The organism is Lawsonibacter sp., from assembly GCF_022777125.1.
GTDB lineage: Bacteria > Bacillota > Clostridia > Oscillospirales > Oscillospiraceae > Lawsonibacter_A > Lawsonibacter_A hominis.
The window spans coordinates 1-6903 of sequence record NZ_JALFGV010000044.1; the positions used below are offsets into that span (position 1 = coordinate 1).

The window sequence follows — 6903 nt, forward strand, 5'->3', positions numbered from 1 at the left end:
GCCTGCAGGAGTGGAGCCGGGATTACGATATTATCTATGCCGCCCATGGCAAGGCGGAACAGCCCGTCGCGCAGATCCATGCGCTGATCTGCTGCTGTACGTGTGTGCAGGAAGGCAGTCTGACCGGGACGGAGCTCGAACCCTACGGCGGCCATGCCCGGAACCTTTATGAACATAACGGCGCGGCGATCTATTGCGGGCACCGGGGATAGGATACAGCCCCGTTTTATCTGCTGTGCAGCAGATAAAACGGGGCTGTCCGGTTGTTGGAAAGCTGAAGGACAGCAGGCTGGGATGCTGCTGGGGATTTTCCAGCGGTATCTGTGCCGATTTGATTTTATGTCCTGTCCCAATACCATATGGATACCGCACCTCAAATCAGCCTCAAAGGCCAGGGGCGGTTTGGAAGCGAAAGACAACCACGTGCGGCTGAGAAGTCTCGCCATCAGACGGGGAGCTGCGCCAAGAAGGATGTTTTGAACTGACTCTCCCGGTCAACTTTAGGGACCGGTAGGGCAGGGACTCCGCGCAGCGGCGGAACCCCAAAAGAAAAACAACCGCCTGGAGGTCGGCCGCAAAATCGATGTCCAACGAAGTGGGTTCGATTTGGAAGTGAGGAGCAGCAAAATGGGCGTACGACGAGTGGTATGAGTGGCGATATAGAACTTTTTGAAAACCCCAGTAATATCAAGGACTTGTGGGCATCCGAACAGAAAATTATCTTGTATATCCCCCTGTTTTAGGGCGGCTGTTTTGAAGCAGCCGCCCTTTTCTTAATGTCCAAAATAAATGTACCGATTGGGGTTGAAAAAGCCTCTTTTTTCTTTTTGTATTGCCCGTTAAAAAGAGGACACGGGTGATTTATCACCCAGCGTGTCAAAGTGGCACAGAAGTGGCTTTTTTCTCAGAAAACAACACTTTTTTAGACCTCCGAAAATATGTCATCTACGCGATGCTCCATCTCACCAAACGGGTTTCCCGTATGTGGACGATCCGAATACGGCTTGTCCAGATACGGGAAACCCAGATATGGATAACCCATGTCTAAAGTGTACCCAAAGTCAAGGACACAATGAAATACCAAAAACATGAGAGTTGTTATGTGACCATAGATCTGGCCAGAAGCGATTCATCATGCACAGGCGGTTTGCCTGGCAGAGGATAAACGCCTGTAGTGAGGTACGTGTAAAATTCATTTGGAGATAATTTTGCAAGCTGCCACTGGTAACGGTCATTGTTGTAATAGTCGATCCAATCGTCAAGAATCGCTCTGACCTGCTCAAAAGCGGTACAGCCAGATAAATCAATCTCATCTTTCATGTGCCCGAAAAAGCTTTCCTGCGGCGCGTTGTCCCAGCAATTTCCCCGGCGAGACATGGATTGGCGCAGAGCATGATCCTTCAGAAGCCGGATGAACCGATAGCTGGTGTAATGAAAGCCCTGATCGCTGTGAATCAGCGTTTTTGCGTTGAGCGAAACGCCATGCTTTTCAACCAACAGGTTTATGCATTCCAGCACGAAATCCAATTCAAGGGAAGTGCTGACCGCATAGGATAAAACCTGTTTCGTGTATGCATCCAAAATCGTCGAAAGGTAGCAAAACGTTCCGTTATAAGGAATATATGTGATATCTGTGAGAAGCATGCTTCTGGCCCCATGCGCCGTAAACTCCCGATTCAGGAGATTCCCAGCGACATTGTTGGTTTTCAGTGCCTTTGCCATCCGGCGGTAAGGATTGGCTTTGCGGATTGGACAGGACAGGCCATATTTCCGCATGAGACGCTGGATTTTCTTGACGTTCATTTGTACAGGCTGCGGCAAATGGAGCGGGCGCATATGGATTACGACGGGCTGTTCTCCGACGCGTACTCCAGCGGGAATCCCAGCAGCTATATTTCCAACAACTACAAAAAGTACGGATTTACCAACGTTTCCGGGCTGACAAAAGACTATGAGAATTGGGTGAAGGCCGCAGACAAGGGGCCGGGATACGACAGCGTGTGGATGAACGCCCGGCGCAAGTACGACAATGGGGCGACCACCGGAGAGATTGTGAACTATCTGGTGGAACGGGCGCAGGCCGGACAGATCTCTGTGTTTGGACAGGAATACATCCTGGACCGGCTCGGGCTGGACAAGTAAACGGGAGGGAACGCAATGGCGATCAGCAGCCGGCTGGCGGAGCTCAATCGGAAATATGGTACGGCCGGGGGCGGGCAGGCGGAAAAACAGTCCGCAGCCCGGAAGGCCGGAACGGTCAGCGCGCGTCTGGCGGCCCTGCAGCAGAGGACGGCGCAGAACGGCAGCGTAAGCGCCAAATCGCAAAGCGCAGACGCGCAGTACCTGCGGGGCGACCGGAAGCCGCCTGCCCCCACGGCAGACGCGGCCAAAACGCTGCTCTCATCCGGCGTCAATCCTCTGGGGGCGGCGGCGCAGGGAAAGGCCGCATATACGCCGCCCACGACGGCGCAAAAAAAGGCGGCGCGGGAGGATACGGCGGCGCAGAAGAGCGTCGTACTGCTCCCGACCGCCGCGGAGAAACAGGCGGAGAAAAAAGCATCTGTTCCGGAGATCGCCAGAAACGCGGTGTTTTCCGGGCTGAGCCAGTTCAACAAAGGGCTGGCAAGTACCCTTGATTTCTTTATGCCCACGGATTTTCTCGGGGAGTACGACCCTTTTTCCCGGCTGAATGACTACTACGCGAAGGAAAACGAGTATTTCGGGCAGCGGATGGCGGATTCGGTATCCGACCGAAGCCGTGCCGCGCAGGTCGCGGCCGAGGTCGGGGCCGGTACCGTCGCCGCGCTGCCGAATGCAGTTCTTGCACTGATGTCCGCCGGTACGTCTTTGGCCGCGCAGGGAACGACGCAGGGACTGCAGGCGGCGTCTGCCGCGGCCAATTCCGGCATCGCCGGGGCCGTCGGCAACGCAGTCAGCGAAATGGTCAAGAACCCGCTTTACTGGTCCTCCTACCTGCAGACGGCCGGAACGGACTATGAAAAGGCCAAGGCAAACGGGGCGAGCGACCTGGAGGCGACGGCGACTGCCCTGATCTCTTCCGCACTTAACGCGGGCATTGAGATCAGCGGCGGCCTGGAGGTGCTCCCGGATCAGGTGAAAAGCGGAGGCGTCCGGGCGGTCGGCAATTGGGTCAAAAGCATGCTGGACGAGGGCAAGGAGGAAGTTCTGCAAAGCATCGTGACCGGTATCACGCAGAAGGGTATATACGACCGCTCCAAGGAGGCATTTTCCCTGACGAACGAGGACGCCATTGTAAACCCGAAGCGGGCACTGAACGAGTTTGCGATGGGCGCGGCGGTCGGAGGTGTGCTGGGCGGGGCACAGACTGGTGTTGTATCCGGCCTGAATGCGGCGGCCGATGCGCACAACAGCCGCCTTAGGCAGCCGGTCGGTACGCTGCCCATGGTGGAGCGCACGATGCAGAACCTCCCCGGTGCGCCATTTGACCGCGCACAGGCGGCGCAAACGAAGCCGGGCAATACCAATCCCATCCAGACAACGAACGCCTCTCCTGCGGACGCTGTGGAGGCGGCAGGGCAAAATAAAACCGCCTCCACGGGGGAGGCGGGGCTAAAGGACTATCAGAAGGCGGAACACCATGGTGACATTCTGGACACCGTGAGGGCAAACCTTGGGAAAGTGTCCAAGATTAGTCCGGTTGCGGCGCTCACCGGGCAGGAGTTCCAGAAAACAGCTGGTGACAGCCGGAACCTGAGGACGAAGGTCATTGACTTCTTCAACAGTATCGGCAACAAGGTAACACGAAAAGACCTTGGCGATATTGAACTGAATACCAGCGGGGTGCGGGACAGCCTTTCGCACGGGTATGGAAAGTTGAAAGCCGCGACCTTCGCCTCGCTTCCTCAGGTGCTGGAGCAGGGTGAGATCATTGCCCACAACGGCCCATATGAAGGGCACTGGTACGATTCCTATGTTATTTCGGCCCCCGTTCGAGTTGGAAACGAAACGGTTTATGTCGGTGCGCTAGTCATCAAGGACACGAAACAGCGATACAAGCTACACGAAGTCCTGACGGCAAGCGAAAGCGGCGCATCGCTATTCCAATCGGAGTCCACCAGCCAGGGTGCCGATGTTCCGCTCCGCAACGATACGCCGCTCGGAACGCCGGGAGGCGCTCCTACTGTTGCCCCCATTATAGCAGATTCCTCCGCAAAGGGCAATACCCAGTATGCCCAAAATTCCGGGGGGCAAACCGGAGCGCTTCCCGCAGCGGAACGCGTACAGGCAAATGGCTTTGGCACTCCGTCCACCCTCAGCGAAACGGAGTTGAGGAGCGCCTTTGGAGAGAACGGGGCAGCGGCCTATCGTCTTGGCTGGCGGGGGGACGTGGACGAAACGGACTATTACATGGCCTTTTCCCACGCCTACAACGCCGGGGCGGCGGGACGCAGCCTGGACAGCCTGAAGGATCGGACCTTGACCGACGCCCAGCGCGGGGCGGCCTTCGAGTCCGGCAGGAGCGACGCCGACGCGGCGGCCCGAAAGGCCGGGTTTGCCACCGTTTACGGAACGGACAGCGGTTTGGTATGGGACGACTATACCAAATCTATGGACCAGAAGGCGGCCGGGCAGGTAAACGAGGCGGCCCAGCGGCTGGGCGTCAAAGTGCTGTTTGCCGACCGGGTGGCGGGCGCCGCGGCCAATGCCCAGATCGAGAACGGGGTCATCACCATCGCCAAAGACGCGCAGAATCCGGTCCGGGCCGTGTTCGGCCACGAGATCACCCACCGTATCCAGGAGCTGGCCCCGGAGGAGTACCGGGCATTCCGGGAGGCCGCGATGGCCGATACGGAATTTTTGGATCAGCAGGTGGAAGGGACGAGGGCGCTGTACGCCAAGGGCGGGCAGGAACTGACCAGCTTGGCCGCCATGGATGAGCTGGCCGCCGACTATGCCGGGAGGCTGATGGAGGACGGGGCGCTGCTGGAGCGCTTCATCCAGGCCAACCAGGGCAGGCGGACCCTGCTGGAGAAGCTGAGGGACGTGTTCCGCAGCCTGGCCGACCGGCTGACGGGCCAATACAAAAGTCAGGCCCGGCAGGCCGGGCGGCGGCTGGAGCAGGCCCTGAAGGCGGCGGAGCGGCAGGCGGAGGCCCTGCAGGGGCAGAAAAATACCGCCCAGGAGGGCGGGGTGAGGTATTCGCTGAATCCGGAGTTTGCCAATCAGCTGGATGCGTGGGACGGAAAAAGCAAACGGACGTTCCGGGTGGGCACGACCTCGGAAGCTCTGCGCAGCATAGGAGTGGAGGATCGCGGCATCATCTGGCATGGAGGGAAGATCTCGGAGATACTACGGAAGCACGAGGGCATGACGATGAATATATTGACGCCTGGGGACGCACCGAGAGCACCGGCGGAGCGGGAAAGCGGGCCGCCGACAACTTCCTGAATCCGGCCTACACCGACGAGGTCGGGAGCAGCCCCATGGAGGACGAACTGATGCGGCTCTACAAGGCCACGGGAAAAGCTGGACTGTTCCCCGACCGAGCCGGAAAATACTTTACCGTGGACGGAGTGCGCAAAGATCTGACGGCGGAGGAGTATGTGACCTACGCCACGGAGAAAGGCCGTCTCTCGTACACTCTGCTGACAGAGCTGACGGCCAGCAAGCCCTACGAGCGCATGACAGACGAGCAAAAGGTGAAGGCGATCAGCGAAGCCTACGACCTAGCCGACAAGACCGCGAAGGCGTCCGTTGCGCCGGGCTACACACTGGATTCCTGGATGAAGAAGGCGGAAGAGGCTGAGAAAAAGTACCGCATTCCACGGGAGACCTATGTCAGCCTTTACAGCCGGACCAGCGGGATAGAGTCCCTGCGGTATAAGGACAAAGACGAGGACAAAAACGGCACGCCGGACGCCATACCCAACAGCAGGAGCCTGCTCGTCATGATGGAGGTCTACAAGACACCAGGGCTGAACGACAAGCAGCGCCGGGCAATGTTTGAATATCTGGGCGTTGGCAAAGACTTCTGGCACTGGAATAAGACGCTTGTGCAGGAACGGCTGAGGGAGATGCAGAAAGTGGCGGAGTAGGATAAACGCGGCCTGGAAAGACGTTGATGGGGCGGACGAGCGCGGCCGTGCGCCGGGATCGAACCCCTGTCGCAATCTGCGCCCCCCTCTGCTACGCTGGTAGGGCAGGGAGGGGCGCAAGCCCTGCATCACACAAACATGCGAAAGGAGCACATACTTATGAACACCATCAACTTCAACCTCCTGACCCCCGCCATCTTTGCAATCGGCGAGAAAAACAATTGCGACCTCGGCGTGGCCGCAGACCGGTGCATGCAGAACATCCGCGATGGCCGCGCGGTCAACGCCATGGGTGAGCTGCCCATCGCCCATCAGGTGGACTGGCCCCGCATCGGCAAGGCGTATGCCGCCATGGACGAGGCCGAGCGCAAGGCCGCCAACGACGGCCTCAACGCGTGGCTGCGCACCATGCGGGGTAACTACAAGGCTCTGTGCGCCCTCTGGGCAGCTGAGGACTACGACGCCATGGTCAAGCTGATGGAGGGCGCGAGCGACCCCGGCCCCATCAGCGGGGACAAGCCCGGCAAGCGCGATGCTTAACAGCCGTGACATCGACGACCTGCGCGCGGACGTAGCGGCCAACTGCCGGGTCTGGATGCAGCTGTGCCGGGATGCGGGCCTTGCGGTCTGCATCACCGGCACGGTCCGGGACCGGGCGTACCAGGAATACTGCTACCAAAACGGGACCAGCAAGGGGCGCGTGCCTACCTTCCACGCTCAGGGCGTTGGGCTGGCCTTCGACTTCTGCAAAAACGTCAAGGGGCAGGAATACTCCGACCCGGCGTTTTTCCAGCGGGCCGGGGAACTCGGGGAGCGGGTCGGCTTC

The 6903-nt window shown here is 58.9% G+C and carries 7 protein-coding genes; 6 read left to right on the forward strand and 1 reads right to left on the reverse strand.

From position 1 onward, the window contains the following. The coding region (locus MR825_RS03770) for a hypothetical protein (protein WP_287878979.1) at nt 1-212 on the forward strand (212 nt) is incomplete at its 5' end. A gap of 886 nt (nt 213-1098) precedes the next feature. On the opposite strand, the gene MR825_RS03775 is transcribed toward MR825_RS03770, so the two are convergent. Then, on the reverse strand, nt 1099-1803 hold the full coding sequence (locus MR825_RS03775; RefSeq protein ID WP_287878981.1) for an IS3 family transposase: 705 nt from the start codon (nt 1801-1803) through the stop codon (nt 1099-1101). A gap of 33 nt (nt 1804-1836) precedes the next feature. On the opposite strand from MR825_RS03775, the gene MR825_RS03780 reads away from it, so the two are divergent. The 5 genes from MR825_RS03780 to MR825_RS03800 form a co-directional block, all read left to right on the forward strand. Further along, nucleotides 1837-2142, forward strand: coding sequence for a hypothetical protein (locus MR825_RS03780; RefSeq protein WP_186906251.1), 306 nt, complete (start codon nt 1837-1839; stop codon nt 2140-2142). Nucleotides 2143-2157: 15 nt separating this feature from the next. After that, on the forward strand, nt 2158-5430 hold the full coding sequence (locus MR825_RS03785; protein ID WP_287878984.1) for a hypothetical protein: 3273 nt from the start codon (nt 2158-2160) through the stop codon (nt 5428-5430). Between the two features lie 35 nt (nt 5431-5465). Further along, entirely contained in the window at nt 5466-6077 is a 612-nt protein-coding gene (locus MR825_RS03790; RefSeq protein ID WP_287878986.1) for a hypothetical protein, read from the forward strand. A gap of 159 nt (nt 6078-6236) precedes the next feature. Beyond that, nucleotides 6237-6617: a hypothetical protein gene (locus MR825_RS03795; protein WP_287878988.1), complete on the forward strand. Its 381-nt coding sequence runs from the start codon at nt 6237-6239 to the stop codon at nt 6615-6617. Beyond that, on the forward strand, nt 6610-6903 hold a 294-nt coding region (locus MR825_RS03800; protein WP_353845863.1), incomplete at its 3' end, for a hypothetical protein. The genes MR825_RS03795 and MR825_RS03800, both read left to right, overlap by 8 nt.

Excerpts from the sequence above, each read along its gene's own strand:
- MR825_RS03775 (WP_287878981.1), bottom strand. The coding sequence starts at position 1,803 with ATGAACGTCAAGAAAATCCAGCGTCTCATGCGGAAATATGGCCTGTCC.
- MR825_RS03780 (WP_186906251.1), top strand. The coding sequence starts at position 1,837 with ATGGATTACGACGGGCTGTTCTCCGACGCGTACTCCAGCGGGAATCCC.
- MR825_RS03795 (WP_287878988.1), top strand. The coding sequence starts at position 6,237 with ATGAACACCATCAACTTCAACCTCCTGACCCCCGCCATCTTTGCAATC.
- MR825_RS03790 (WP_287878986.1), top strand. The coding sequence starts at position 5,466 with ATGGAGGACGAACTGATGCGGCTCTACAAGGCCACGGGAAAAGCTGGA.
- MR825_RS03785 (WP_287878984.1), top strand. The coding sequence starts at position 2,158 with ATGGCGATCAGCAGCCGGCTGGCGGAGCTCAATCGGAAATATGGTACG.